19 protein-coding genes and 1 pseudogene are annotated in these 24349 nt (G+C 70.2%); 6 read left to right on the top strand and 14 right to left on the bottom strand.

From position 1 onward, the window contains the following. Positions 1-28: 28 nt before the first annotated feature. The 5 genes from hutI to hutH are packed head-to-tail and all read right to left on the bottom strand — an operon-like array spanning position 29 to position 6915. Positions 29-1192: an imidazolonepropionase gene (gene hutI / locus G5C66_RS18935; protein WP_165112489.1), complete on the bottom strand. Its 1164-nt coding sequence runs from the start codon at positions 1190-1192 to the stop codon at positions 29-31. Beyond that, a complete protein-coding gene (locus G5C66_RS18930; RefSeq protein ID WP_165112488.1) occupies positions 1189-2490 on the bottom strand; it encodes a formimidoylglutamate deiminase in 1302 nt (433 codons plus the stop codon). The genes hutI and G5C66_RS18930 overlap by 4 nt, the downstream gene beginning before the upstream one ends. Then, the gene (locus G5C66_RS18925) at positions 2487-3698 is read right to left on the bottom strand and encodes an allantoate amidohydrolase (RefSeq protein WP_338144226.1); all 1212 of its coding nucleotides are present in this window, start codon (positions 3696-3698) and stop codon (positions 2487-2489) included. Before G5C66_RS18925 ends, G5C66_RS18930 begins: the two co-directional genes overlap by 4 nt. A 2-nt stretch (positions 3699-3700) precedes the next feature. After that, a complete protein-coding gene (gene hutU, locus G5C66_RS18920) occupies positions 3701-5371 on the bottom strand; it encodes a urocanate hydratase (protein ID WP_165112487.1) in 1671 nt (556 codons plus the stop codon). Further along, positions 5368-6915, bottom strand: coding sequence for a histidine ammonia-lyase (gene hutH, locus G5C66_RS18915; RefSeq protein ID WP_165112486.1), 1548 nt, complete (start codon positions 6913-6915; stop codon positions 5368-5370). The genes hutU and hutH overlap by 4 nt, the downstream gene beginning before the upstream one ends. 79 nt (positions 6916-6994) lie before the next feature. Between hutH and G5C66_RS18910 the strand changes: the two genes are divergently transcribed. Next, complete coding sequence (locus G5C66_RS18910) at positions 6995-7747, top strand: IclR family transcriptional regulator (protein WP_165112485.1); 753 nt, start codon at positions 6995-6997, stop codon at positions 7745-7747. A 5-nt stretch (positions 7748-7752) separates the two neighbouring features. Beyond that, positions 7753-8211: a peroxiredoxin gene (locus tag G5C66_RS18905; RefSeq protein WP_165112484.1), complete on the top strand. Its 459-nt coding sequence runs from the start codon at positions 7753-7755 to the stop codon at positions 8209-8211. A gap of 1 nt (position 8212) precedes the next feature. Here G5C66_RS18905 and G5C66_RS18900 read toward each other — a convergent pair whose 3' ends face one another. Both G5C66_RS18900 and G5C66_RS18895 read right to left on the bottom strand, forming a co-directional pair. Next, the gene (locus G5C66_RS18900) at positions 8213-8359 is read right to left on the bottom strand and encodes a hypothetical protein (RefSeq protein WP_165112483.1); all 147 of its coding nucleotides are present in this window, start codon (positions 8357-8359) and stop codon (positions 8213-8215) included. A gap of 47 nt (positions 8360-8406) precedes the next feature. Then, complete coding sequence (locus tag G5C66_RS18895) at positions 8407-9066, bottom strand: diguanylate cyclase domain-containing protein (RefSeq protein WP_165112482.1); 660 nt, start codon at positions 9064-9066, stop codon at positions 8407-8409. Positions 9067-9394: 328 nt separating this feature from the next. Between G5C66_RS18895 and G5C66_RS18890 the strand changes: the two genes are divergently transcribed. Further along, a complete protein-coding gene (locus tag G5C66_RS18890) occupies positions 9395-10171 on the top strand; it encodes a DinB family protein (RefSeq protein WP_165112481.1) in 777 nt (258 codons plus the stop codon). Between the two features lie 58 nt (positions 10172-10229). Here the strand turns inward: G5C66_RS18890 and G5C66_RS18885 are convergent, their stop codons facing one another. The 7 genes and pseudogenes from G5C66_RS18885 to G5C66_RS18855 all read right to left on the bottom strand — a co-directional run bounded on the left by G5C66_RS18885 (position 10230) and on the right by G5C66_RS18855 (position 19729). Further along, on the bottom strand, positions 10230-12032 hold the full coding sequence (locus G5C66_RS18885; protein ID WP_165112480.1) for an FAD-dependent oxidoreductase: 1803 nt from the start codon (positions 12030-12032) through the stop codon (positions 10230-10232). 40 nt (positions 12033-12072) lie between these two features. Further along, positions 12073-13671 (bottom strand): long-chain-fatty-acid--CoA ligase, encoded by a 1599-nt coding sequence (locus tag G5C66_RS18880; RefSeq protein ID WP_165112479.1) that lies wholly within the window; start codon positions 13669-13671, stop codon positions 12073-12075. Continuing rightward, positions 13665-14519: an SDR family oxidoreductase gene (locus tag G5C66_RS18875; RefSeq protein ID WP_165112478.1), complete on the bottom strand. Its 855-nt coding sequence runs from the start codon at positions 14517-14519 to the stop codon at positions 13665-13667. Before G5C66_RS18875 ends, G5C66_RS18880 begins: the two co-directional genes overlap by 7 nt. Further along, positions 14516-15747: pseudogene (locus G5C66_RS27100) on the bottom strand (acyl-CoA dehydrogenase family protein). The gene G5C66_RS18875 and the pseudogene G5C66_RS27100 overlap by 4 nt, the downstream one beginning before the upstream one ends. Before the next feature lie 40 nt (positions 15748-15787). Continuing rightward, positions 15788-17143: a flavin monoamine oxidase family protein gene (locus G5C66_RS18865; RefSeq protein ID WP_165112477.1), complete on the bottom strand. Its 1356-nt coding sequence runs from the start codon at positions 17141-17143 to the stop codon at positions 15788-15790. Positions 17144-17147: 4 nt separating this feature from the next. Further along, positions 17148-18209 carry an alpha/beta hydrolase gene (locus G5C66_RS18860; protein ID WP_165112476.1) on the bottom strand — a complete coding sequence of 354 codons (1062 nt, stop codon included), beginning with the start codon at positions 18207-18209 and terminating at the stop codon, positions 17148-17150. Then, positions 18206-19729 (bottom strand): flavin-containing monooxygenase, encoded by a 1524-nt coding sequence (locus tag G5C66_RS18855; protein ID WP_165112475.1) that lies wholly within the window; start codon positions 19727-19729, stop codon positions 18206-18208. Before G5C66_RS18855 ends, G5C66_RS18860 begins: the two co-directional genes overlap by 4 nt. 217 nt (positions 19730-19946) lie before the next feature. Between G5C66_RS18855 and G5C66_RS18850 the strand changes: the two genes are divergently transcribed. The 3 genes from G5C66_RS18850 to G5C66_RS18835 are packed head-to-tail and all read left to right on the top strand — an operon-like array spanning position 19947 to position 24347. Further along, positions 19947-20597, top strand: a complete 651-nt coding sequence (locus G5C66_RS18850) for a hypothetical protein (RefSeq protein WP_165112474.1) — start codon at positions 19947-19949, stop codon at positions 20595-20597. After that, positions 20590-22743 (top strand): gamma-glutamyl-gamma-aminobutyrate hydrolase family protein, encoded by a 2154-nt coding sequence (locus tag G5C66_RS25615; RefSeq protein ID WP_206444300.1) that lies wholly within the window; start codon positions 20590-20592, stop codon positions 22741-22743. The genes G5C66_RS18850 and G5C66_RS25615 overlap by 8 nt, the downstream gene beginning before the upstream one ends. Continuing rightward, complete coding sequence (locus tag G5C66_RS18835; RefSeq protein ID WP_206444299.1) at positions 22740-24347, top strand: AMP-binding protein; 1608 nt, start codon at positions 22740-22742, stop codon at positions 24345-24347. Before G5C66_RS25615 ends, G5C66_RS18835 begins: the two co-directional genes overlap by 4 nt. Positions 24348-24349 lie beyond the last annotated feature (2 nt).

Raw genomic sequence — 24349 nt, 5'->3', positions numbered from 1 at the left:
CCCGCCATGGTGCCAGGTGCGGCCCCGATCAGTCCCGCGGTTCGGCGGAGACCCAGACCTCCTCGACGAGCGGCACGCCCGGGCGGTAGGCCAGGTGGACGTGGCTGGGGGCGCGGAGGAGGACCAGGTCGGCACGGGAGCCGGGGACGATGCGGCCGACGTCGGCGCGGTCGAGCGCGGCGGCCCCGCCGGCGGTCGCGGCGTGAACCGCCTCGGCGGGGGTCATCCGCATCTCGCGTACGGCGAGGGCGACGCAGAACGGCATCGAGCTGGTGAAGCAGGAGCCGGGGTTGCAGTCGGAGGCGATGGCCACCCGAACCCCCGCGTCGATCAGCCGGCGGGCGTCGGGATAGGGCTGGCGGGTGGAGAACTCGACGCCCGGGAGCAGCGTCGCGATCGTGCCGGAGTCGCGCAGCGCGTCGACGTCCTCGTCGCTGAGGTAGGTGCAGTGGTCGACCGCGATCAGACCGAGCTCCGCTGCCAGCTGTACGCCGGGGCCCTTGCCGAGCTGGTTGGCGTGCAGCCGCCCGCGGAGCCCGGCCGCGGCGCCGGCGGTGAGCACCTCGCGAGCCTGGTCGGCGTCGAAGGCGCCCCGCTCGCAGAAGGCGTCGATCCAGCGGGCGTACGGGGCCGCGGCCTCGAGCATGGGGCCGGTGACCAGGCCGACGTAGCCGGCCGGGTCGTCGGCGAACTCGGGTGGCACGACGTGCGCACCCAGGAAGGTGGTCTCGGAGGTGGCCTCCCGGGCAAGACGCAGCGAGCGGGCCTCGTCCTCGACGTTCAGGCCGTAGCCGGACTTGATCTCGACCGTCGTCGTGCCCTGCGCGCGCATCTCCCCGACGAGTCGGCCGATGCCGGCACGGAGGTCGTCGTCGCTCGCGGCCCGGGTCGCCGCGACGGTGGTGCGGATGCCGCCCGCGGTGTAGGGCTCGCCGGTCATTCGCGCGCGGAACTCGGCCGACCGGTCGCCCGCGAAGGCGAGGTGGCTGTGGCTGTCGACGAACCCGGGCAGCACGGCCCTCCCGGCGGCGTCGACGACGGTGTCGGCCGCGGGGGCGGCCGACGCGTCGCCGACCCACGCGACTCGGTCGTCCTCGACGACGACCGCCGCATCGGTGCGGATGCCGAGCAGGTCGGAGGCGTCCGGGTCGTTGGTGACCAGCTCGCCGATGTTGGTGATGAGCGTGCTCATGTCCAGATCCCTTCGATCGCTGTGCTCAGGGCGCGTCCGACGCTGCCGTGGTCTCCCTCGAACACCACTCGGCCGTCGACGACGACGTGGGTGACGTCGGCTCCGCCGGCCGCGAAGACGGCGGTGTGCTCGTCCCCACCGGTGCCGGCTGTACGCGGCGAGGCGAGGTCGATGGTGACCAGATCGGCTCGCTGGCCGACCGCGATCGAGCCCGCGTCGGCGAAGCCGAGGCTGCGGTGGCCGTGGGCGGTGCCGGCCAGGAGGAGCTCGGCGGCGGTCCAGTGGCCACGTGCCTGGGTGGCGAGACGCTCGTCCATCTCGACCGCACGCATCTCCTCGAACGCGTCGATGACCGCATGGCTGTCGGAGCCCAGGGTCAGGGTCGATCCGGCCTGCTGCAGCGCGCGGGCCGGGCCGATGCCGTCGCCGAGATCGCGTTCGGTGGTCGGGCAGAACGACGCGAACACGCCCGCCTCGCCCAGCAGCCGGATGTCCTCGTCGGAGAGGTGGGTGGCGTGGACCGCGCTGGTCATCGGGCCGAGGAAGTCGTGGTCGGCGAGCAGCCGGGTCGGCGTGACGCCGTGCACGGCCACGCAGTCGGCGTTCTCCTTGACCTGCTCGGACAGGTGCACGTGGACGGGCGCTCCGCTCTCGACGTACGGCGTGAACGCCTTCAGTGCGTCGGCCGGGACCGCGCGCACCGAGTGCGCGGCGACCCCGATCAAGGCGCCGGTGTCCGGAGAGAGCGCGGAGACCCGCTCCTGCCACGCCTCGGCGGTGCCGTCGCTGAAGCGCCGCTGCACGCCCTCCGGTGCGGCGCCGAAGCCGCTGGACAGGTAGAGCGTGTCGAGCAGCGTGATCCGGATCCCAGCATCGTGCGCCGCGGCGAGCAGTGCGTTGCCCATCGCGTTCGGGTCGGCGTACGGCGTCCCGTCCGGCTGGTGGTGGAGGTAGTGGAACTCGCCGACCGAGGTGTAGCCGGCCGCGACCATCTCGGTGTAGGTCGCCTTGGCGAGCTGGTAGTAGGTGTCCGGGTCCAGGCGGCCGGCGACGGCGTACATCTGCTCGCGCCAGGTCCAGAATGTGCCGCGGTCGGTCTGGGTGCGCCCGCGCAGCGCCCGGTGGAAGGCATGGCTGTGGGTGTTGGCGAAGCCGGGCAGCGTGAGCCCGCGCAGCCGGACTCCGCCGTGGTCGGCGTTCGGTTCGACCGCGGTGATCCGGCCGTCCTCGACCTCGATCCCGACCGCGTCCTGGACCCGTCCGTCGACCCAGGCGTGCTCGAGGAGATAGGTGGTCACACGACCACCTCCCCGGTCACCAAGCCGGTCAGCGCGTCGGCGAGCGCCTCGACGCCGGTGAGACAGTCGGCCGTCTCCGCGGTCTCGTACGGTGAGTGCGAGACGCCCGACGGGTTGCGGACGAACAGCATGGCGGTGGGGATGCCGACGCTCTGCAGGATGCCGGCATCGTGCCCGGCCTGCGTCGGCAGGACCGGGACGTCTCCCATGCGTCGAGCGAGGGCGTCGCGGAGGGCGGCGTCGAAGGCGACCTCACCGCTGACCGACTCGGCGGTGACGGTGACGGAGGTGCCGTCGCGCTCGGCGTACGCGGTGGCCCGGCGTTCGACCTCCTCCACCAGTGCGGCGAGGGCGGCGTCGGACTCGGCCCGGGCGTCGAGCCACCCGGTGACATGGGACGGCACCGCGTTGGTGCCGTTGGGACGTACGTCGATCCGGCCGAAGGTGGCACGCTGGCCCTGCACGCGCGCCTGCTCGTTCGCGGCGAGCGCCGTCAGCGCGTAGGTGAGCATCGGGTCGGCGCGGTCCTCCATCCGGGTGGTGCCCGCGTGGTCGGCGCGGCCGGCGATGTCGTAGCGGTAGCGGCCGTGCGGCCAGATCGCGTCGTGCACGCCGACCGGGGCGTCGAGGTCGATCAGGCCCCGGCCCTGCTCGACGTGCAGCTCGACGTAGGTGCCCACGCCGTCGAGCATCGTGGACTCGCCCCCTTCGATGACGTCGCCGAGACGTACGCCGTCACGGTCGACGAGCTCGCGCGCCACCTCCCACGTGGTGGCGCCGACAGCGAGACGGGAACCGAGGCAGGCCCGGCCGAAGCGGGACCCCTCCTCCTCCACGAAGGCGGCGATGCCGAGCCGGCGGGCCGGCTCCACGCCGCGCTCGCGCATCAGGTCGAGCGCGGCGAAGGAGGAGACGACACCGAGCGGTCCGTCGTACGCACCGCCGTCGAGGACGGAGTCGAGGTGGGAGCCGGTCAGCACCTTGCCGGTCGCGGCGAAGTCCGCCGCCGGCCCCCACCAGGCGACCAGGTTGCCGAACGGGTCCCCCTCGACCTCGAGCCCGCGCGTGGTGGCGGCTTCGCGGAACCACGCGCGGAGCTCGAGCTCGGCCGCGTGCCAGGGCTGGCGGAAGTAGCCGCCGGTGGACGCCGAGCGGCCGATGGGCACGAGGTCGCGCCACATCTGCTCGAAGTCGGCAACCTGGGTCACGATCAGCCCTCCTGCATCGGAATGCGTACGCCGCGCTCGGCGGCGACCTCGACGGCACGGTCGTAGCCCGCGTCGACGTGGCGGATGATGCCCATGCCGGGGTCGTTGGTCAGCACGGCCTCGATCTTCGCGGCGGCCAGCTCGGTGCCGTCGGCGACGCACACCTGGCCGGCGTGGATCGAGCGACCCATGCCGACCCCGCCGCCGTGGTGCAGCGACACCCAGGTGGCGCCGGAGGCGACCGCGGTCATCGCGTTGAGCAGCGGCCAGTCCGCGATCGCGTCGGAGCCGTCGAGCATGGCCTCCGTCTCGCGGTACGGCGACGCGACCGAGCCGCAGTCGAGGTGGTCGCGGCCGATCACGACGGGTGCCTTGAGCTCGCCGCTCTTGACCATCTCGTTGAACTTCAGGCCGGCCAGGTGGCGCTCCTTGTAGCCGAGCCAGCAGATCCGCGCCGGGAGGCCCTGGTAGTGGACCCGCTCCTGCGCCATGGTGATCCACTTGTGGAGCCGCTCGTTCTCGGGGAACAGCTCCAGGATGGCGCGGTCCGTGGCGGCGATGTCGGCCGGGTCGCCGGAGAGCGCGGCCCAGCGGAACGGGCCCTTGCCCTCGCAGAACAGCGGCCGGATGTACGCCGGCACGAACCCCGGGAACTCGAAGGCCCGGTCGTAGCCGCCCTTGCGCGCCTCGTCGCGGATCGAGTTGCCGTAGTCGAACACCTCGGCGCCGGCGTCCTGGAACTCCACCATCGCCCGGACGTGGGCGGCCATCGAGGCCTGCGCATCCTTGGTGAACCCGGCCGGGTCGGCCTCGGCGCGCTGGTGCCACTCCTCGAAGGGCACCCCGGCGGGCAGGTAGGACAGCGGGTCGTGCGCCGAGGTCTGGTCGGTGACGACGTCGATCGGGGCGTTCATCTCCAGCAACCGCGGGAAGATCTCGGCGGCATTGCCGAGCAGGCCGATCGACAGGCCACGCCGTTCATCACGGGCCTGGACCGCCAGCTCCAGCGCGTGCTCCAGCGAGTCGGCCTGGACGTCGAGGTAGCGGTGCTCGAGACGGCGGGCGATCCGGCTCTGGTCGACGTCGACGCAGATCGCGACACCGTCGTTCATGGTGACGGCGAGCGGCTGGGCGCCGCCCATGCCGCCGAGCCCGGCGGTCAGGGTGATCGTGCCGGCGAGGGTGCCACCGAAGCGCTTGTCCGCGACCGCGGCGAAGGTCTCGAAGGTGCCCTGCAGGATGCCCTGCGTGCCGATGTAGATCCACGAGCCGGCCGTCATCTGGCCGTACATCGTCAGGCCCATCTCCTCCAAGCGGCGGAACTCCTCCCAGTTGGCCCAGTCGCCGACCAGGTTGGAGTTGGCGATGAGCACGCGTGGAGCCCACTTGTTGGTCTTCCACACGCCGACCGGCTTGCCGCTCTGGACCAGCATGGTCTCGTCGTCCTCGAGCTCGCGCAGGGTGCGGACGAGGGCGTCGTACGCCTCCCAGCTGCGTGCGGCCTTGCCGGTGCCGCCGTAGACGACGAGGTCCTCGGGGCGCTCGGCGTTCTCGGGGTCGAGGTTGTTCATCAGCATCCGCAGCGGCGCCTCGGTCTGCCACGACTTCGCGGTCAGCTCGGTGCCGTGAGCGGCGTGGATGGGCAGGCGGGGGTTCGTGCTCTGGTCGGTCATGCGAGTTCTCCGATCACGCTCGCGACCGTCCGGGTGACGGACCGGTCGGAGACGAGCTGGTAGGCGGCGTCGATCTCGGGGGCGAGGAAACGGTCGGTGCCGGGGCCACCGACGCCGTGGTTGCGCAGCAGCGCCACGACGGCGCCGGTGGCCGGGCTGGGCTCGAGCGGGGCGCGCAGGTCGAGGGCACGGGCGGCGGTCATCAGCTCGATGGCCAGCACGCGGGTCAGGCCGTCGACGGCCCTGCGCAGCTTGCGCGCCGCCGACCAGCCCATCGAGACGTGGTCCTCCTGCATCGCGCTGCTGGGGATGGAGTCGACGCTGGCCGGGTTGGCGAGGCGCTTGAGCTCGGAGACGATCGCGGCCTGGGTGTACTGGGCGATCATCAGGCCCGAGTCGACGCCGGGATCGTCGGCCAGGAACGGAGGCAGGCCGTGGTTGCGTGCCTTGTCGAGGAAGCGGTCCGTACGACGCTCCGAGATCGAGGCGAGGTCGGCGGTGACGATCGCGAGGAAGTCGAGGACGTAGGCGACCGGCGCGCCGTGGAAGTTGCCGTTGGACTCGACGCGGTTCTCGTCGGCGAGGACGACGGGGTTGTCGACGGCCGAGGCGAGCTCGCGGGTGGCGACGGCGACCGCATGGGCGACGGTGTCGCGGACGCCGCCGTGCACCTGCGGCGAGCAGCGCAACGAGTACGCGTCCTGGACCCGGTTGCAGTCGGGGCCGCGGTGGGAGGCGACGACGCCGGAGTCACGCAGGATCGCGGTCAGGTTGGCCGCGGACGCTGCCTGGCCGGGGTGCGGACGGATGGCTTGGAGCTCGGGGGCGAAGACCCGATCGGTGCCGAGCTGGGCCTCGACCGACATCGCGGCGGAGACGTCGGCGACCTGGAGCAGGTCGGTCAGGTCGTTGATCGCGAGCACCAGCATGCCGAGCATGCCGTCGGTGCCGTTGATGAGCGCCAGGCCCTCCTTCTCGTGCAGCTCGACCGGGCTGAGGCCGGCGGCGGCCAGCGCGGTGGCGGCGTCGGTCAGCTCGCCGTCGGCGGTGCGTACCGGGCCCTCGCCCATCAGCGCCAGAGCACAGTGGGCCAGAGGAGCGAGGTCGCCGGAGCAGCCGAGCGAGCCGTACTCGTGCACGACCGGAGTGATGCCGTGGGTGAGCAGGTCGGCCATCAGCAGCGCCGTCTCGCGGCGTACGCCGGTGTGGCCGGTCGCGAGGGTGGACAGGCGCAGCAGCATCAGGGCCCGGACGACCTCGCGCTCGACCTCGGGGCCCGAGCCGGCGGCGTGCGAGCGGACCAGGGAGCGCTGCAGCTGTGCCCGCAGCTCCTGCGGGATGTGCCGAGTGGCGAGCGCGCCGAATCCCGTCGAGACGCCGTAGGACGGCGTCGTGGCCGCGGCGAGGGAGTCGACGACCTCTCGCGCGGCATCGATGGCGGCCAGGGCCTCGGCACTCAAGGTCACCGCCGCGTTCCTGCGGGCCACGCTGACGACATCTGCCATCGACACCGGTCCGACTCCGACAACTACATGTTCTCCCATGCCTCCATTTGAGTCGAGACATGCCCGGTTCGCCATGGCCGTAGCGACCCTTCTGTCTCGGATCTGAGACTCTTGGGCCATGAGCCAGGTACCTGCCGCCACCCGGGCACTCCGCGTGCTGCGCTTCCTCTCCTCGCAGGCGGACCCCGTGCCGGTCGAGGCGATCATGCGCGCCTGCGAGCTGCCGCGGAGCACGACGTACCACCTCGTGAACGCGATGATCGAGGAGGGGTTCGTCGTGCATCTCGTCGACGAACGTCGCTACGGTCTGGGGGTCAGCGCCTTCGAGGTGGGCAGCGGCTACTCGCGCCAGGCGCCGTTGCAGCGCATCGCCCGCCGGCCGCTCGCCCAGCTCGTGGACCGGCTCGGTCAGAGCGCGCACCTGGCCGTGCTGCACGGCCGCGACGTCCTCTACATCGTGGAGGAGCGGGCGCCCGGCCGGCCGCCGTTGGTCACCGACGTCGGCGTACGCCTGCCCGCCCACCTGACCGCCAGCGGCCGCGCCATCATGGCCAGCCTCCCGAACGGCCAGGTCCGTGCGCTCTACCCCGACCGGGCGGCGTTCACCGACCGCACCGGGATCGGCCCGCAGTCACCGACCGCTCTGAAGGCGACGCTCGCCGAGGCCCGCCGGCTCGGCTACGCGACCGAGGCCGGCGAGGTCACCCTCGGTCTCTCGAGCGTCGCGGTGCCGGTCCTCGACCACAACGGGCACCCGGTGGCCGCGATCGCGGTGACGTACGCCGCCGAGGACCCGGTGCCTCCCGCCGCCGCGCTGAGGCATTGCGCCGACCTGCTGAGCCAGCGCCTCGGTGCCCGCCGGGTAGGTTGAACGCCATGCCGCTCGAGACCGGTGCCGTCGCGCCCGACTTCACGCTCCCCGCCCAGGACGGCACGTCAGTCGTCCTCTCCTCGCTGCTGGAGAAGGGTCCGGTGGTGCTCTTCTTCTACCCGGCGGCCGAGACCCCGGTGTGCACGAAGGAGGCCTGTCACTTCCGCGACCTCGCGGGCGAGTTCGGGGCCATCGGCGCCCAGCGGCTCGGGATCAGCAAGGACAGCGTGGAGAAGCAGGCCGGCTTCGCCGCCAACCACGACCTCGACTACCCGGTCCTGTCCGATCCCTCCGGGTCCGTCGCCGCCCTCTACCGCGTGAAGCCGAGCATCCTCGGCAAGCTCGGACCGCTGCAGCGTACGACCTTCGCCATCGGTGCCGACGGCCGGATCAAGGCCGTCGTCGAGGGCATGCTCAAGGCCGAGATCCACGCCGACGAGGCCCTCGCCGCGCTCCGCGCGTGAGCTACACCTCGTAGTGCCCGACGTCGATGAAGTATCTGATCGGCGTGTCCGACCCGTCTTCGAGCGCCGCCTCCGCAGCGGCTCGCACTGCTCGGCCAGTGGCCGGATCAGCCATGATCCGGAAGATCTCGACGTGATCGATTGTCAAGGCTGAGAATCCTCGGCAACCTCAATTCGCGCCGCGCCTGGCACAGATCAGGACTCACGGATCATCGCCATGCCGTTGCCCGCTTTCTTGGCCTGGTGCATGGCTAGGTCTGAGAGATCGAGCAGTTGCGGCAGGTCAGGTGGCGTCGCCGAGGACCACACCGCGACACCGATCGATGCCGTCAGGGATACCGTCTTCGGAGTCTGGTCCAGGGGGGTTGTGACGGTGATCGGCTCGCCCAGGAGCTCCGCCAGCTCATGGAGCTGCACGTCCGACGGTCGACGGGGGAGAACGACGACGAACTCATCACCGCCGAAGCGCCCCGCGAGGCTGCCGTCGTTCCGAGTGCGTAGGCGCTTGCCGATCTCAGCGAGCGCGGTGTTCCCGGCGAGATGCCCAAAGGTCGAGTTCACGTCTTTGAACCGATCGAGGTCGATCCAGAGCACCGCTTGCGCCCGCCCATTGGTCAGCAGGACGGCGGCTTCCGACTCCCACCGGTCGCGCGTCAAGACACCCGTGAGGCTGTCATGGTTCGACGCGTCGACCTGCCTCTTGAGCTTGCTGACTTCGACTTGGAGTTCTTGAGCCCATGCCCGGGCCTCGTTCATCCTGCGCACCGCGAGTTGTCGGCGATGTCTCTGCCAGAATCCGTAGCCCAGAGCGCCGTTGGCCGCCGCTGCGAGCAAGGCGATCGCGAGCCTTGCCACTGGACATCATCCCTCGCGCGCCGTTGTCAGGACCGGCCTCGCCGGGCACTCCATCACCCGCCTGCCGACGTCGCAGCGTACCGATGAGTACGCCGTACTTGGCGCGCTTCAGTCAGGGCGGCAGCAATGGTTGGGGCCGCGTTGGAGCATGGTTTCGATGTCGTTGCAGTCGCGTTGGTGCCCTGGGAGAATTCGGTCCTTGGCCCGGGCGACGAGCTCGGATGCGACCGGTTCCGGAGCGGTTTCGTCCGGAACCGGGCCTACCATCGAGCCGTGACGACGATGGACGCGACCGAACCGCTTCCTACAGGACATGCGGAGATGCGCCGTGGCTGAGTTCGGCAAGGAGGACCTGAGCGGCTCGACCTTCGACTGGACGGACCTCAGCGGGTCGACCTTCCGGGCGGCCTCGCTCAGCAACGTGACGATCCGTGGCACCGACCTGCACCACGTGAAGATGACCGGTGTCGAGCTCTACGACGTCGATATCAGTGGCGAGATCAAGGACGTGCGGATCAACGGCGTCGACGTGACGGACTACGTCGCGCAGGAGCTGATGCGCCGCGAGCCCGACCTGGCGAAGATGCGGCCAGACGATCCGGCCGGCTTCGCCGAGGCGTGGAACCTGCTGGAGCAGCTCTGGGACGGCACCCTCGACCGCGCCCGGCGCCTGGACCCGGCGCTGCTCCACGAGCAGGTCGACGGAGAGTGGTCGTTCATCGAGACACTGCGCCATCTCTCGTTCGCGACTGCCTCGTGGGTCCACTGCGCGATCGGCGGCGACCCCGCGCCGTGGCACCCACTCGACCTGCCGTGGGACGAGGCTCCCGACGACAAGGGCTTCCCGCGCGACCGCTCCGTCCGGCCCTCCCTCGACGAGGTCCTGGAGCTGCGCCGCGCTCGTCAGGCGGTGGTACGCCGCGTGGTCGAGGGCCTCACCGAGGAGGCGCTCGCCGCCGAGACGGTCCCGCCGGAGGAGGCGGGCTGGCCTCCGCCGCGTCCGTTCACGGTGAAGGAGTGCCTCTCGATCGTGCTCAACGAGGAATGGTGGCACCGGACGTACGCCGAGCGCGACCTCGCGATCCTGGAGTCACGGTCTCCCTAGGCCGTCGTGGTCGGGGACGCCGCACTGTGGCTCCTTCGTCGGAGATAGCGGGCTGCGGTCAGACGGGATGTCCGACCGCCCCACCGAGCTTCTCGACCGTCTTCTGGAGCTCCCCCAGGTGGTTGTCGCAGATCTGACTTGGCGTGACGTCGTACTGGAGACAGATCTTGCCTGCGGCCGCCGTGGCGATCGCGTGCTGGCCACCATTGCCCATGAACTTGGTGACCGACCCGGCGACGTGGGTCACGCTGATGTGCTTGCCGGCCATCATGAGGTTGTCGAGATCGGCCGAGTAGAGGCACCGGAAAGGCACCTCGAACGGCTTGTCGTCGCGGGTGTCCCACTTCCAGTCCCGAAGACGGAAGTCGTACTTCTCGTGCCCTGGGTAGTGCAGGCAGAAGGCACCGGAGTTCCAGGCGACGGTGTCCTCGAACCTGCGGTGCTCCCGGATGTCGTTCTCGGTCAGGACGTAGGCGCCCCGGTACCGACGGAACTCGCCTTGCCCCGGGACGAACGCAACCCAGTCGAGCGCGAGGTTCGCATAGGTCTCGGGTTCGAGGGTCTTGACGTTGGAGAACGTCCCGTAGACCGCCCGCAGGAGGTGGTCACGGATGTGTTCGGCGTGGGTGTACGGGTCGAGGTCGTGACCGTACTCCCAGAAGTGGGTCAACGGCTTGAGCATGCGTCGTCGGATGCTCGGGTCCGGGGTTCGGGCCGGCCCGGCGATCGGTCCCGCGACGTTGTCGATGCCGGGGCGTTGGAGCTGTCCGCCCAGGTCGGCGTAGTCCTTGGCCACCTCGACTGCCCATGGAACGTCAGGGAAATCTGTTGGGTGGTCCGTGTCCCGGGTCCTGAAGAACAGGGTGTTTCCGTGGTGCGACGCGACAGGTTGCTCCGGCGCGAGCGGCTCGTCGTACTCGGCTCGGCTCTCGTATCCGAACATGGTCCGGGCCCCGGCGAGCAGGCCGAGGATCGCGGTCCCGGTGCAGTCGATGAACACCTCGCCACCGAACCGCGTCTCACGGCCGGAGCGGGCCTCGCGAGCATCGACCGCGACGATGCGCCTGCCATCGAGCACGACGTCGAAGACCTGGTGCTCGAGAAACACCGACACGGTCGGCTCTGCATGCAGGAGCCCGAGGGCGACGAGCTCGCCGTCCTCGGACCGCGCGGACAGTGCCTTGATGAGGCGACCGGTCTCTCCTCGGGGGGTGAGTCCGATCTCGGTGCTCGCGTTGCCGCCCAGGACCGGGCGGTTCTGGATCAGGGCGACCGTCAGACCGAGACGTCCGGCTGCGAGTGCGGCAGCGGCGCCGGTGACGCCACCGCCGGCGACCACCAGGTCGAAGGATCCGCCGTCGACCGGACGGTCCGGCAGCCCGCGGAGCCGGCGTCTCCAGGCACGGGAGTCGGGATCGATCCCGTTGGGTGGCTCGGTGTCGCTGGTGGTCAGGTAGATGGCATCACAGCGACCGTCGAAACCGGTCAGATCGGTGAGAGTGATCGTGGCTCGGCCGCCGGCCAGGTCGATCCGGCCGGCGTCCTCCCAGCTCCAGTCGCTTCCGTTCGCGCCGAACTCGATGGGCAGCCGCTCGCCGTTGATCGAGACGGCGAACCGGCCGGGATGATGGGATGGCACCCAATCCTTGGCACGCACCCATACGCGATAGGAGCCGGCCTGCTCGACGTCGATCGTCGTGGTGGCCTCGGCGACCGGTTCACCCAGACCGTGAGCGAGAAGGTACGGCGACCCCATCTCCATCTCGAACTGGGAGTCCAGCGTCCACCCACCGAAGTCGTCGAACTCCTCGGCCTCGACGAGGATGTGCTGGCCAGCGGCCACAGGCTGATTCCCTCTCATCGGACTCTCCCTCGCCTACGGCTCGCGCCTGTCTGGATGCTCATCCGTGCGAAGGCGTGGCCGCGGCGGTCGTGCTCGTCCTCGTCAGCTCGCGCTTGAGGATCTTGCCGGTGGCGGTCATCGGCAGGCTGGCCACGAACTCGACGAGACGCGGATACTTGTACGATGCCATCTTGGTCTTGGCCCAGGCGACGAGGTCGGCCGTGGCCAGGGTCGATCCAGGCTCGAGGATCACGAACGCCTTGATCTCCTCACCGTGACTCTCGTGCGGTACGCCGACGACGGCCGCCAGGCTCACGTCCGGGTGTGTCACGAGGACCTCCTCGACCTCACGGGGATACACGTTGAAGCCGCCCCTGATGATGAGGTCCTTGGACCTGTCGACGATGTAGTAGAAGCCGTCGGCGTCACGTCGGGCGAGGTCGCCGGTGCGGAACCAGCCGTCGGCGTCGATCACCTCGGCGGTCGCCTTCTCGCGTCGGTAGTAGCCCTTCATCACGTTGTGACCCTTGATGGCGATCTCGCCGATCGCGTCGGCCGACCACTCGATCTCCGACCAGGAGGCAGGGTCGATCAGCTTCATCGAGACGCCGGGGATCGGCGTGCCGATCGAGCCGGGACGTGGCGGTTCGCCGTACGGAGCGAACGATGCCACCGGGGAGGTCTCGGACAGGCCGTACCCCTCGGCGATCGTGACGCCGAGCCGTTTCTCGACCTCGCGATGGATCTCGACCGGAAGCGCTGCGCCCCCGGAGATCGCCATCCGCAGGTTCTTCGCCAACGTCTCCACCTCGGTGCCGTTCTCGAGCGCGCCGAGCAGACCCCAGTACATCGTCGGCACTCCTGCGAAGACGGTCACCGACTCCTTCAGCATCGTCTCGATCACCGGACCCGGCTCGAACCGGGGCAGCACGACCACGGTTCCGCCGAAGGCGAAGCCGCCGTTCTGGATGACCGTCTGGCCGAAGGAGTGGAACAGCGGCAGCACGCACAGGTAGGTGTCCGGCCTGGTCTCGTCGCAGCCGAACAGCGCCTTGGTGGCCAGCGCGTTGTCGCGCATGTTGCGGTGGCGCAGCTCGGCGCCCTTGGGCTGTCCGGTCGTGCCGGAGGTATAGAGGATCACCGCGGTGTCGTCCGCGTCGGTGGCGACGGTCTCGAACGAGGTCGGCTGGCCGGCGACGGCCTGCGCGAAGGTCTCGGTGTCCGCGATCGGCGAGGGTGTGGCTGGATCGGCGGTGATGACGAACAGCTCTCGGCAGGCGTCGACCCGGTCGAAGCCGGTCTTGGCCTCAGTGCCGATGGGCAGCTCCGGAGTGCCTTCGAAGGCGAACAGCGCCTTCGCGTCGGAGTCGTCGAGGTGGTAGGCGACCTCACGCGCCTTGAGCAGCACGTTCAGCGGGACGACGACGGCGCCCGCCATGAGGATGCCGTAGTAGACGATCGAGAAGTACGGCAGGTTGGGACACATCAGGGCGACCTTGTCGCCGGGCTCGATCCCGCGATCCACGAGCAGGTTCGCAACCTGGTTCGCCGCGGCGTCCACTTGGCTGTAGGTCAGACGGGTTGGGCCCAGGACCAGGGCGTCGCGGTCGGGATACGTGCGGGCCGATTCCTCGAGCAGGGTCGACAGGTTCAGCATGGTGTTTCCTCGGTGGGTCGAGATGGTGTCGGTGGGTCGATGAAGATGTCGTACTCGAGGTCTCCGGTCCCGCCGTACGACGACAGGTCGGTGACCCCGGCGTCGCGGAGCACCTCGACATCGAGGAAGGTGTTGCCCGAGCACTCGGGGGCCGGCCGCTCGAGGATCGTCACGGCCGCATCCGCGACGATCTGAGGCGAGCGCGACCGCTCCAGGGCGGCGTCGCCGCCGAGGATGTTCCGTACGGCATCGGTGGCGATGTAGGTCTCTGGCCACAGGCAGTTGGCGGCCACGCCGTCCTCCGCGAGCTCCGCCGCCCACCCGAGCGTCAGCAGCGTCATCCCGTACTTGGCCATCGTGTACGCCGGGTGGGCGCCGAGCCAGGCGGGGGAGAGGTTGAGCGGCGGGCTGAGCGAGAGGATGTGCGGGTTGGTCCCCTTGCGCAGGTACGGCAGGGCCTTGCTGGTCAGCAGGTAGGTGCCGCGCAGCTGGATGTCGGTCATCAGGTCGAACCGCTTCATGGGCAGCGTGTCTGTGCCGTCGACGGCAAGTGCGGAGGCGTTGTTGACCACGATGTCGATGCCGCCGAACCTCGCCACGGCCTTCTCGACGGCTCCCTCGACCGATCGCTCGTCGCGTACGTCGCCCACGACGGCGAGCGCGCCGCCGCCGGCGGCCTCGATCTCCGCGGCGGCGGTGTGGATGGTCCCGGACAAGCGAGGATCGGGGGTGTCGGTCTTGGCGAGCAGGACGACGTTGGCGCCGCGTCGGGCGGCGGCGACGGCGATCGCCAGGCCGATGCCGCGGCTGCCGCCCGACATGAGGATGGTGCGTCCGGCGAGGCTCATCCGGTGATCTCCTTGCCGAAGATGGTGCGGGCGACGACCCACTTGAGGATCTCGTTGGTGCCCTCGTAGATCTCGCCGATCTTGCTGTCGCGGTAGATCGCCTCGACCGGTCCCGGCGTCCCGTCGGCGCTGAGCTCGCGGGCGAAGCCGAGGCCGCCGAAGGCCTGGATGGCGTCGCGGGCCATGTCGACCGCGAGCCTGCTGCCGTAGAACTTGGCCATCGAGGCCTCCGGCTCGGGGAAGATCTCTCCGGCGTCCCGGCGCAGCGCGGCCTTGAGGAGAGGGTGCGCGCGTTCTCGATCTCGGTGGCACGCTCGGCCATCAGGAACTGCCAGTGCTGGTTGGCGCCCAGCGTACGGCCGAACGCCTTCCGGGACTTGAGGTGCCCCACGGCGTGGTCGAACGCTGCCTGTGCCATCCCGACACCGGCTGCAGCGATGCCGATGCGGCCGAGGGTGAGGGTGGCGAGCGCGTGGCGGAGGCCCTGGCCGGGTACGCCGCCGAGCAGGTCGGCGTCGGTCAGCTCGACGTCCTCGAACCAGACGTCGGCGGTCAGCTGGCCACGGTTGCCCATCTTCTGGTCCGGCTCACCCACCCGTACGCCCGGCATAGAGGTGTCCACGATGAACATCGACAGTCGGTCCTCGGTGCGGGCGAGGGTGACGATGAACCCGGCGACCGGAGAGTTGGAGATCCAGCGCTTGCGACCGTTGAGCACCCAGGTGTCGCCGTGCCTGACCGCGACGGTCTGCACCGCCTGCGGGCTCAGGTCGGAGGAGGCCTCCGGCTCGGTGGTCGCGAAGGCGCCGACCAGGCTGCCGTCGGCCACCTGCCGCAGCCACCGCTGCTGCTGGGGTTCCGTGCCGTGGGTCAGCACGTTGCCGGCGAGGATGCAGTGGACGTCGAAGACGGCCGCGATGCTGCTGGAGTGGTAGGCGAGCTCCTCGATCGCCACCGCTGTGGCGGTGACCGGGTGCTCCAGGCCCTCGCCGCCGACCTCGGCGGAGAAGGGCACCCGGAAGAGGTCAGCCGCGGCGAGGCCGTCGAAGACCTCGCGGGGGAAGCCGTCGACGCGCTCGTCGCCGTTGGCGATCTGACGCGCGGCGGGCGCCACCACATCAGCGGCGATCTTCCGCACGCGGTCGCGGACCTCGAGGGTCTCGGCGGGGGAGAGCAGGTCGTGGTAGAGCCGGTCAGCCTGTCGGGTGGGGTTCTGGGTGGTAGGCATCATCGTCTTTCGGTGTCGTCGGAGATGGGGTGGAGGTCGTCTAGAGGCTCGCCAGCACCTGGCGAGCGGCCTGCTCGCCCGACGCGGCGGCGTCGGCCAGTGACGGCATGTCGAGGGCGTAGTCGCCGGCGAGATGGACGGGTCCGAGGTTCTGCTGGAGGGTCTCCAGCGATGCGCGGCCGCCGGGTCCCCAGAACGGCACGACCCGGGGGTGCCGACGGAGGATGCCCGCGTCGACCTTGCCCTCGAGCTCGGGGTAGACGTCGAGAAGGTCCGCGGTGAACCGCGCGACGATCTCCTCGTCGGTGAGCTCGAAGAGCCTGTCGGCCTCGGCACCGCCCGCGAAGCACGCCAGCGCTCCGCCGGGCTTGCGGACGTCCCCGCGCCGTACGGCCGCGGCGTGGTTGAAGATCGCCTGGAACGAGCGGCCCGGGGTCGAGACCGCGAGGAAGTCGTCCCAGCGCTGAGGCTTGCCCTCCTCGTGGGTGAAGAAGCCCACCACCACGTAGCGGCCGTAGTGGATGGACTCGAACGCCGTCCGGTACGCCGCCGGCAGCCCGGGCATGATCTTGACCGCGACGTCCGCGGGCACCGCGACGATCGCCCGGCGTGCCTTCACACGAGCGGGCCCGGCGGCGTCCTGGTAGTCGACGACCACGCCGTCGTCGGTCCACTCCACCGTGTTCACGGGCGAGCCGAGTCGGATCCTGTCGCCGAGGTCCTCGGTCAGGATGTCGGTCAGCGTCTGGTTGCCGCCCTTCGGAAGCGTCAGGTTCGGGACCTTCTCGGGGTCGGTGAGCAGGATGCCCATGGAGAAGACGAACTGCCGAGCGGCGGTCTCCTCGGGCTCGCAGCCCATCCACTGGCCCGACCAGGACCGCACCATCTCGCGGGTGAGCTCGGAGGAGACGCCCTTCAGGACGAAGTCGGCGCGCCGGCGGTCCAGCGCGGCGCGGACGCGGTTGGCCCAGCGGTTGTCCTCGCTCATCTCGAGGAACGGCACGTTCGCGAGGATGCGGGCGCCGACGACGGCCAGCCCGTAGCGGTCCCGCCAGGTCATCTTCGACCGGAACATCAGGGCGAACGGGTTCGACGTGTCGACCTGCTTGCCGCCCAGGGCGAGCGCGACCGACTTGCCCTCGAGGGTGCCGAGCGGGACCCGGTGACGGTGGAGGGCGTCGATCAAGGGGCCGGTGCCCTCGGTGAACTGGGTGCCGACGTTGATCCAGTAGTCGCCCCTGCGGACGGTGTCGACGCGCCCGCCCGTACGGTCGGAAGCCTCGAGCACGACGACGTCGCGGTCGGCGAGAGTGGTCGCAGCCATCAGGCCGGCCATGCCGGCACCGATGACGACGACCTCGCGGGTCTCCGCGCGGAGCTCGGGTGATGTGGTCATGTCGTCAGCTCGCCTTCGTAGCGGCGTGCACGGTGCGGTCGAGCGCTGCGGAGATCGACGCGACGAGGCGCTCGGTGCCCGCCCGGCAGCTCGGGCTGACCGCGGTGTAGGACAGGTAGCCGTGGACCAGGCCGGGCTCGCGGTCCACCTGAGCGGGAACGCCCGCCTCGAGCAGCGCGGTCGCGTAGGCGAGCCCGTCGTCGTGGAGCGGGTCGAACCCAGCCAGGTTGACGATCGCCGGCGGAAGTCCGGCCAGGCCGGAGGCCCGGTACGGCGAGACGCGCGGGTCCGCCGGATCGGTTCCCTCCGGCAGATAGTTGCGGACGAACCAGGCGACCTGCTTGGCCGACAGCGCGGGCGACGCTGCGAACTCGTCCTGGGAAGGCCGGTGCTCGACCAGGTCGGTCACCGGCTGGATCAGCACCTGGAGCATCGGCTGCACGTCCTCGCCCCGCACCTGCTGGCACAGGACGGCGGCGATGTTGCCGCCGGCGCTCTCTCCCGCGACGACGATGCGGTGCGGGTCCACGCCCCAGCCTGCGGCGTGCTCGACGACGTAGCGCCAGGCGGTGACAGCGTCGTCCTGGGCAGCCGGGAACGGGGCTTCCGGCGCCAGGCGGTACTCGACCGAGACGACGTCGGCCCCCGTGCCCTGCGCAATCATGCGCGCCGGCGCGGTGTAGCTCGCGCGGCTGCCGATCACGAAGCCGCCGCCGTGGAAGAACAGGATCAACCCGTGCGACGGGGCGCCGTCGCTGTAACGGGTGAGCTGAACCTCGTCCGAGACGACGATCTCCTCCTCCACGGCGCAGGGCTCGATCCGCGAGGCGAAGAGGAGCAGGTCGCGCTCCGTCGTGGCCCGCGCCTCCGCGGGCGGCAGGTCGCTGTAGTCGGGCCCGGACGCGCCGAGCTTCATCAGCAGCGCGACGTCGGGCGCCATGGTGTCGCCGGCCGTGTTCGTCGCCGGTCGCGCCAGCAGGCGCTGCAGGCCTGCGGGCAGGCGGCTCAGGAAGATCAGGAGCGCTCGCTGGAAGCGCTGACCGAGGGTGAAGTGCTGTTCGCTCATGACACCGCTTCCACGCTCGTGACCCGCTCCGGGCTGCGGGTTCGCTTCGAGAACTTGATGTCGTCATGGATGAGCCGTCCCTTGAAGAGCCGGTTGTCCCTGACGAAGGTCGTGTGCATCTGCCACGGGAGGCCGGTGCCCTGGCGGGGGAGCACGTCCTTGGCGCGCTGCATGTATCCCGCCGAGAGGTCGAACAGGTCCGCGGTGGGCATGCCCTCCGGCGCGACGGGCAGCGCGACGTCGCAGCCCCGGCGGTCCATCTCGCGGATCACCTCCGCGGCGAGGCGGGTCACGTTGCGGATCCGTAGGGTCCAGGTCGCCTTGGTGAAGCCGATCATCAGCGCCCAGTTGGGTACGCCGGAGATCAGGGCGCCGCGGTAGAGCACGGAGTCGGAGACCTTGACGGGGGTGCCGTCGACGGTGGGCTCGATGCCACCCAGCATCTGCATGGCCAGGCCCGTCGCGGTGACGATGATGTCGGCCTCCAGGTGCTGGCCCGACACCAGCTGGATGCCGTCCTCGGTGAAGCGCTCGATCCGGCCGGTCACCACGTCGGCGCTGCCCTCGCGGATCGCCTGGAAGAAGTCGCCGTCCGGGGTGGCGCACAGGCGCTGGTCCCAGGGGTTGTACGGCGGCGAGAAGTGGGCGTCGACGTCGAAGCCCTTGGGCAGCTCCTTCACCGTCATGCTGCGTACGAGCCAGCGCCCGAACCTGGGGAACCTGCTCAGGACCGTCACCAGGAAGTGGTCGCGCCAGATGTTCTTGTGTCGCGTCAGGGCATAGCCGCGCTCGATGCCGAAGACCTTCATCAGCACCTGGGCGACCTTGTCCACCCGGGGGATCGAGGCGATATAGCTCGGGGTCCGCTGCAGCATCGTGACGTGGGCTGCCGCGCCGTCGCCCTTGAGCATCGCGGGGAGCATGGTCACGGCGGTCGCGCCGCTGCCGATGATCACGACGCGCTTGCCGCTGTAGTCGTAGCCCTCAGGCCAGTGCTGCGGGTGCAGGATGTCGCCCTGGAAGTCCTCACGACCTTCGAACCGCGGCTCGTAGCCCTCGTCGTATCGGTAGTAGCCGGTGCTGCTGAAGACGAAGCTGGTGCGGATGACACGGTGGGTCTCGTTGCCCTGCTCGTCGGTGATGGTGACCTGCAGCGTCCACTGCGCGTCCTCGCTGGACCAGTCGGCGGCGGTGACCCGGTGCCGCAGGCGCAGGATCTCATCGAGGCCGAACTCGGTCAGAGTCTCGTGCAGGTAGTCCATGATCAGGTGGCCCTCGGCGATCGCGTCCTCGTGCAGCCACGGCTTGAACGCGAAGCCGTAGTGGTGCACGGCGTCGTCGGAGCGGATGCCCGGGTACTTGAACAGGTCCCAGGTGCCACCGATCGAGTCACGGGACTCCAGCAACAGGATCTTCTTGTCGGGGAAGTCGTCCTTCAGGTACTTCGCCGCACCGATGCCGGAGAGGCCGGCGCCGATCACGACGATGTCGGCGTGCTCCGTAGCGATGGTCTGGTTCATGCTGCACTTCCTAGGAAGTTAGTCATTTGATTGGGTCGGATGACTAAGTGTGTGACAGGTGTCACGGCGCGTCAAGAGGCGTCCGTGAGTTGTCTCGGCGATCCCGCGGATCTGGGCGAGGTGGTTGACAAGGCGTGATCTGCGTCGCACCATCGTTGGTCAAACGATCGAGTCAAATGACTAAGTTCGACCAGAACCCCACCCGGAGGGCCGAGGAATGACCGAGAGCACGACGATCGAGGCGCCGCCGGCGCGCCTCGGGGCGGCCAGCATCGCCGTCGAGGACGACCCGATCCCGATCGTCCGTCTCCTCGCACGGACGCTGCGGGACGCACCGGCCCGCATCCCGGATGCAACGGCGGGTCTTGCCGGCACCGTGATCGTTCGTTCGCACGACACCCCGCAGGTGGCCACGCTCGTCTTCGCGCCCGGAATCGTGGAGGTCGCCGCCGGGGCTCTCGCCGAGTCCGACGCGACCGTCGTGGTCGACCTCAACGCCCGTTTCGCCCCCACCGAGGAGCCGACCGGCAATACCGAGCTGTCGGCCGCCGTCCTACGGGCGCTGTGCCCGCCCGTGCCCGGCTGGCGCGAGGCGGCGGCCCGGTTCTGGGAGGTCACCCGGGACATCCCGGGCATCCCTGACGTCCTCGTCGTGGACGCCGAGGGGTCCGACGGGACCGAGCACGGCCGCTTCGGCGACGGGCCGACGAGCTATCTGGTCGCTGGTCCCGCCGGCATCCTCGCCGGCGTCTTCAGCGGTGCCGACGACTTCCTCGCCTCCCTGGCCGCCGGCGTGCAGGTCCAGGGCACCTTGTCCCAGCTGTCCGTGATGACGGCAGCCTCCTGGAGGGTCCGCTTCGATGTCTGAGCTCGCACACGCCCGCAAGGCCGTACGCCTCGAGGCCACGAACCACGAGGGCAGCCTCCTCGGCAAGAACGTGTCGTCCACGAAGTTCGAGGCCGGCAAGGAAGCAGGGTTCGCCTTCGCCGACATCCTGTTCGCCATCGACCTCAACAACGAGATCGTTCTCGGCGACGCCTTCCCGGACTGGCGGGGCAACATCTACGACATCCAGATGGTCCCGGACATGTCGACCCTGGTGGAGTGGAAGCCCGGTCTGGACTCGGTGATCGGCGACTACTGGCTCAAGGACGGCACCCCGGTGCCGATCTGTCCGCGCAACCTCGTGCGGAAGCTGGTCGCCCGCCTCGCCGATCTCGGCTACGCCGCGACCGTCGCCGTCGAGATCGAGGCGACCCTCTTCGAGGAGTCGGTGCAGGAGGCGCGTGCGCGCGGCTACCGCGACCTCACGCCGCTCGGCGGCAGCACCGGGGCGACGTACCACCTCGCCCGGTCGGGCGACTGGGTCGCCTACATGGAGGCGGTCGTCGAACGGCTCGACCAGGTCGGCATCGGCTGGGAGGCATGGACCGACGAGGCGGCGCCGGGTCAGACCGAGCTCAACCTCGCGCCGACCGACCCGATCCGGCTCGGTGACAGCTGGGCGCGCACCCGGCAGGTGATGCGCGAGGTCGCCCACGAGCTGGGACACACCGTGTCGTTCATGGCCAAGCCCACCGCCGGCTTCGGCCAGGGCGCGCACATCAACGTCTCGCTCCAGAGCGACGGCGTGAACCGCTTCTTCGCCGAGGATGCGCCGTCGGAGCTGATGCGCCACGCGGTCGGCGGACTCCTGGCCACCATGCCGGGCGCGACGTCCGTCGTGATGCCGCAGATCACCTCGTACCGCCGGCTCGTCGATCTCACCGGCCCGCCGACCACCGTCAGCTGGGGCGTGAACAACAAGACCGCCGCGGTGCGGGCGATCACCGGGCACCCGAAGTACTCCCGCCTGGAGTACCGGTTGCCCGGAGCCGACGTGAACCCCTACTTCGCGCTCGCCGTCGTGCTGGCGGGGGTCCTGGCCGGCATCGAGCGTCGGATCGAGCCCCCCCGCGCAGGTCAGCGACATGGCCTGGTGCCTGCCGGACAGCTGCGGAGTCCCGCGGATCCCCGACACCATGTCGAAGGCCGCGGCCGCCCTCGCCGCCGACCCGCTGCTGCGGGAGTACCTCGGCGACGAGTTCGTGGACTTCTGGGTCGCCTCGCGCCGATGGGAGTGGATGGAGTTCCACACCAAGGGTGGCGATCCGTTCGTCGAGCTCTCCGCGTGGGAGTCCCAGCGATACTTCGAGTTCCCGTGAGCGCGCGGGAGGAGGCCGGGGTGATGCGGCCGTTGATCGGCATCACCGGACGCCGTTTCCAGCTGTCGGTGCTCAACGGAGCCGACCCGCGCTACGGAGACCGCTGCATCGACACCTCCATGTCGGACTTCGCCACCCGGATCGCCGAGGCCGGCGGGCTGCCGGTGCACCTGTCCTACGACACCGACGCACCGGCGGTCTGCGACTGGCTCTCGGGCGTGGTGATCACCGGCGGCCAGGACGTACACCCCGGACGCTGGGGCGGCGACACCTCCGTGGTGCGCGACATCGACCCCCGGACCAACCCGATGGTGCACGACGCCGAGCGGGACGCGTACGAGATCGCGCTCGTCCGGGCGGCGATCGAGCGAGGGATCCCGGTGCTCGGCGTGTGCCGTGGACTGCAGGTGCTCAACGTCGCCCTCGGCGGCACCCTCGTGCCGCATCTTCCGGACGGCCCGGTGAGTCACCTCTCGGCGGAGATCGCGCCCACCGACGGCACCGTCGACCACCTCGTCACCTTCACCCCGGGCTCGATCGCCGCCGATCTCTTCGGCAAGGACGCGACCACCAACTCGTGGCACCACCAGGCCGTCGACCGGTGCGGTGTCGGAGTCGTCGTGACCGGCCGGACCGACGACGGGGTGGTCGAGTCGATCGAGGTGCCGGGACGCCCGGTGCTCGGTGTCCAGTGGCACCCGGAATGGATGAAGAGCAACGACCCGGCGCTGACGTGGGTCGTGGAACAGGCGGTGCGGCGGCTCGCGAGCCACGAACCCGCCGGGCAAGAGCAGAGGAGCCCCCAGTGAACACGCATGTCACGGCCGGACCCGTCGTCGCGGCCGCACGGATGAAGGACGATCCCGACGTTCCGACGCTCAGCCGGCTGCTGACGCAGCGGGCGCGCGACTCGGGTGATCGGGAGTTCCTGCGCTTCGGAGAGTGGTCGTGGAGCTACGCCGAGATCGACGGCTGGACCTCCCGACTCGCTCATCGGCTGATCGAGCTCGACGGCATCCGCCCGGGCGACCGGGTCGCGATCATGCTCCCGAACGTCGTGCACTGGCCGGTGACCTGGCTGGCCGTGCTGAAGGCCGGCGCGGTCGCGGTCCCGGTCAACTGTGGCTACCGGCGCGCCGACCTCGCCTTCGTCCTGAAGGACTCGGGGGCGCGCGTCGTCTTCACCGACTCCGAGCGCTCCGCTCTGGTCGCCGAGGTGCTGGCGGACGAGCCCGACCTGGCCGGTGTCCGTCTCGTCGAGGTGCCCTACGACGGTTCGGAGCCGTTCCCCGCCACGCCGCCGGACGTGCCGATCACGGGGGAGACCCTCGCGAACCTGCAGTACACCTCGGGCACGACCGGCTTCCCGAAGGCATGCATGCTCAGCCACGACTACTGGGTCCGGCTGGGGTGGATCTGCGCCGCTGCCACGGGGCTCGGGGCCGAGGACGTGCTGCTCACCTCGCAGCCGTTCTCCTACATGGACCCGCAGTGGAACACCGCGCTCGCCCTGACGCTTGGCGCACCGCTGGTCGTCCTGCCCCGCTTCTCCGCGTCGACGTTCATGAGCGACGTACGCCGTCATCGGGCGACCTTCTTCTACGTCCTCGGGTCGATGCCCACCCTGCTGTTCAAGCAGCCGCCGGTGGCCGAGGACCGGGAGAACGACCTCCGGATGGTGCTCTGCTCGGGCATCCCGGTCGCGCTCCACGCACAGCTCGAGGAGCGGTGGGGTGCGCCGTGGCGCGAGGTCTACGGGATGACCGAGTCGGGGATCGACCTGTTCAGCCCGTTCGACGACACCGGCGCCGTCGGCAGCGGGAGCCTGGGGAGTCCAGTGCCGTCCAAGCAGGTACGCGTCGAGGATCCCGCCGCGCCGGGGGAGGAGGTCCCGCCCGGGGAGCCGGGCGAGCTCGTCGTCTCGGGCGCGCCGATGATGAAGGGCTACTGGAACCGACCCGACGCCACCGCCGACGTGCTGCGCGACGGCTGGCTGCACACCGGCGACCTCGTCGTCCGCCGTCCCGACGGCGGCATCCAGCTGGTCGGCCGGATCAAGGACATGGTGCGTCGCGGTGGGGAGAACGTCGCCAGTGCCGAGGTCGAGGCCGCACTCGAGCGCGACGACCGGATCGTCGCGGCGGCCGTCGTCGCCGTACCCGACGAGGTCATGGGCGAGGAGGTCAAGGCCTTCGTCCAGCTCAGGGAGGGGGTGCCGGAGGACCGGGCCACCGCCGAGGACCTCCTCGAGCGTGCGGGCGCCCAGCTCGCGCGGTTCAAGGTGCCCCGCTACGTCGAGTTCGTCGCCGACTTCCCGCGCACCCCCTCCGAGCGGGTCTCGAAGCCCGCGCTCGAGGCCCGGGCCGCTGCCGAGCCCGGCATCACGTACGACTTCGCCCGACCGAGGAGCTGATC

Origin of the sequence: Nocardioides turkmenicus (assembly GCF_011045035.1) — a bacterium.
GTDB lineage: Bacteria > Actinomycetota > Actinomycetes > Propionibacteriales > Nocardioidaceae > Nocardioides > Nocardioides turkmenicus.
This window is presented reverse-complemented; position numbering and strand designations above follow the sequence as displayed.

Bases quoted from the DNA above. Each gene is read 5' to 3' on its own strand.
- hutI (WP_165112489.1), bottom strand. From the start codon at position 1,192: ATGAGCACGCTCATCACCAACATCGGCGAGCTGGTCACCAACGACCCG.
- hutU (WP_165112487.1), bottom strand. From the start codon at position 5,371: ATGACCGACCAGAGCACGAACCCCCGCCTGCCCATCCACGCCGCTCAC.
- hutH (WP_165112486.1), bottom strand. From the start codon at position 6,915: ATGGGAGAACATGTAGTTGTCGGAGTCGGACCGGTGTCGATGGCAGAT.
- G5C66_RS18910 (WP_165112485.1), top strand. From the start codon at position 6,995: ATGAGCCAGGTACCTGCCGCCACCCGGGCACTCCGCGTGCTGCGCTTC.
- G5C66_RS18905 (WP_165112484.1), top strand. From the start codon at position 7,753: ATGCCGCTCGAGACCGGTGCCGTCGCGCCCGACTTCACGCTCCCCGCC.
- G5C66_RS18885 (WP_165112480.1), bottom strand. From the start codon at position 12,032: ATGAGAGGGAATCAGCCTGTGGCCGCTGGCCAGCACATCCTCGTCGAG.
- G5C66_RS18880 (WP_165112479.1), bottom strand. From the start codon at position 13,671: ATGCTGAACCTGTCGACCCTGCTCGAGGAATCGGCCCGCACGTATCCC.
- G5C66_RS18875 (WP_165112478.1), bottom strand. From the start codon at position 14,519: ATGAGCCTCGCCGGACGCACCATCCTCATGTCGGGCGGCAGCCGCGGC.
- G5C66_RS18865 (WP_165112477.1), bottom strand. From the start codon at position 17,143: ATGACCACATCACCCGAGCTCCGCGCGGAGACCCGCGAGGTCGTCGTC.
- G5C66_RS18860 (WP_165112476.1), bottom strand. From the start codon at position 18,209: ATGAGCGAACAGCACTTCACCCTCGGTCAGCGCTTCCAGCGAGCGCTC.
- G5C66_RS18855 (WP_165112475.1), bottom strand. From the start codon at position 19,729: ATGAACCAGACCATCGCTACGGAGCACGCCGACATCGTCGTGATCGGC.
- G5C66_RS18850 (WP_165112474.1), top strand. From the start codon at position 19,947: ATGACCGAGAGCACGACGATCGAGGCGCCGCCGGCGCGCCTCGGGGCG.
- G5C66_RS25615 (WP_206444300.1), top strand. From the start codon at position 20,590: ATGTCTGAGCTCGCACACGCCCGCAAGGCCGTACGCCTCGAGGCCACG.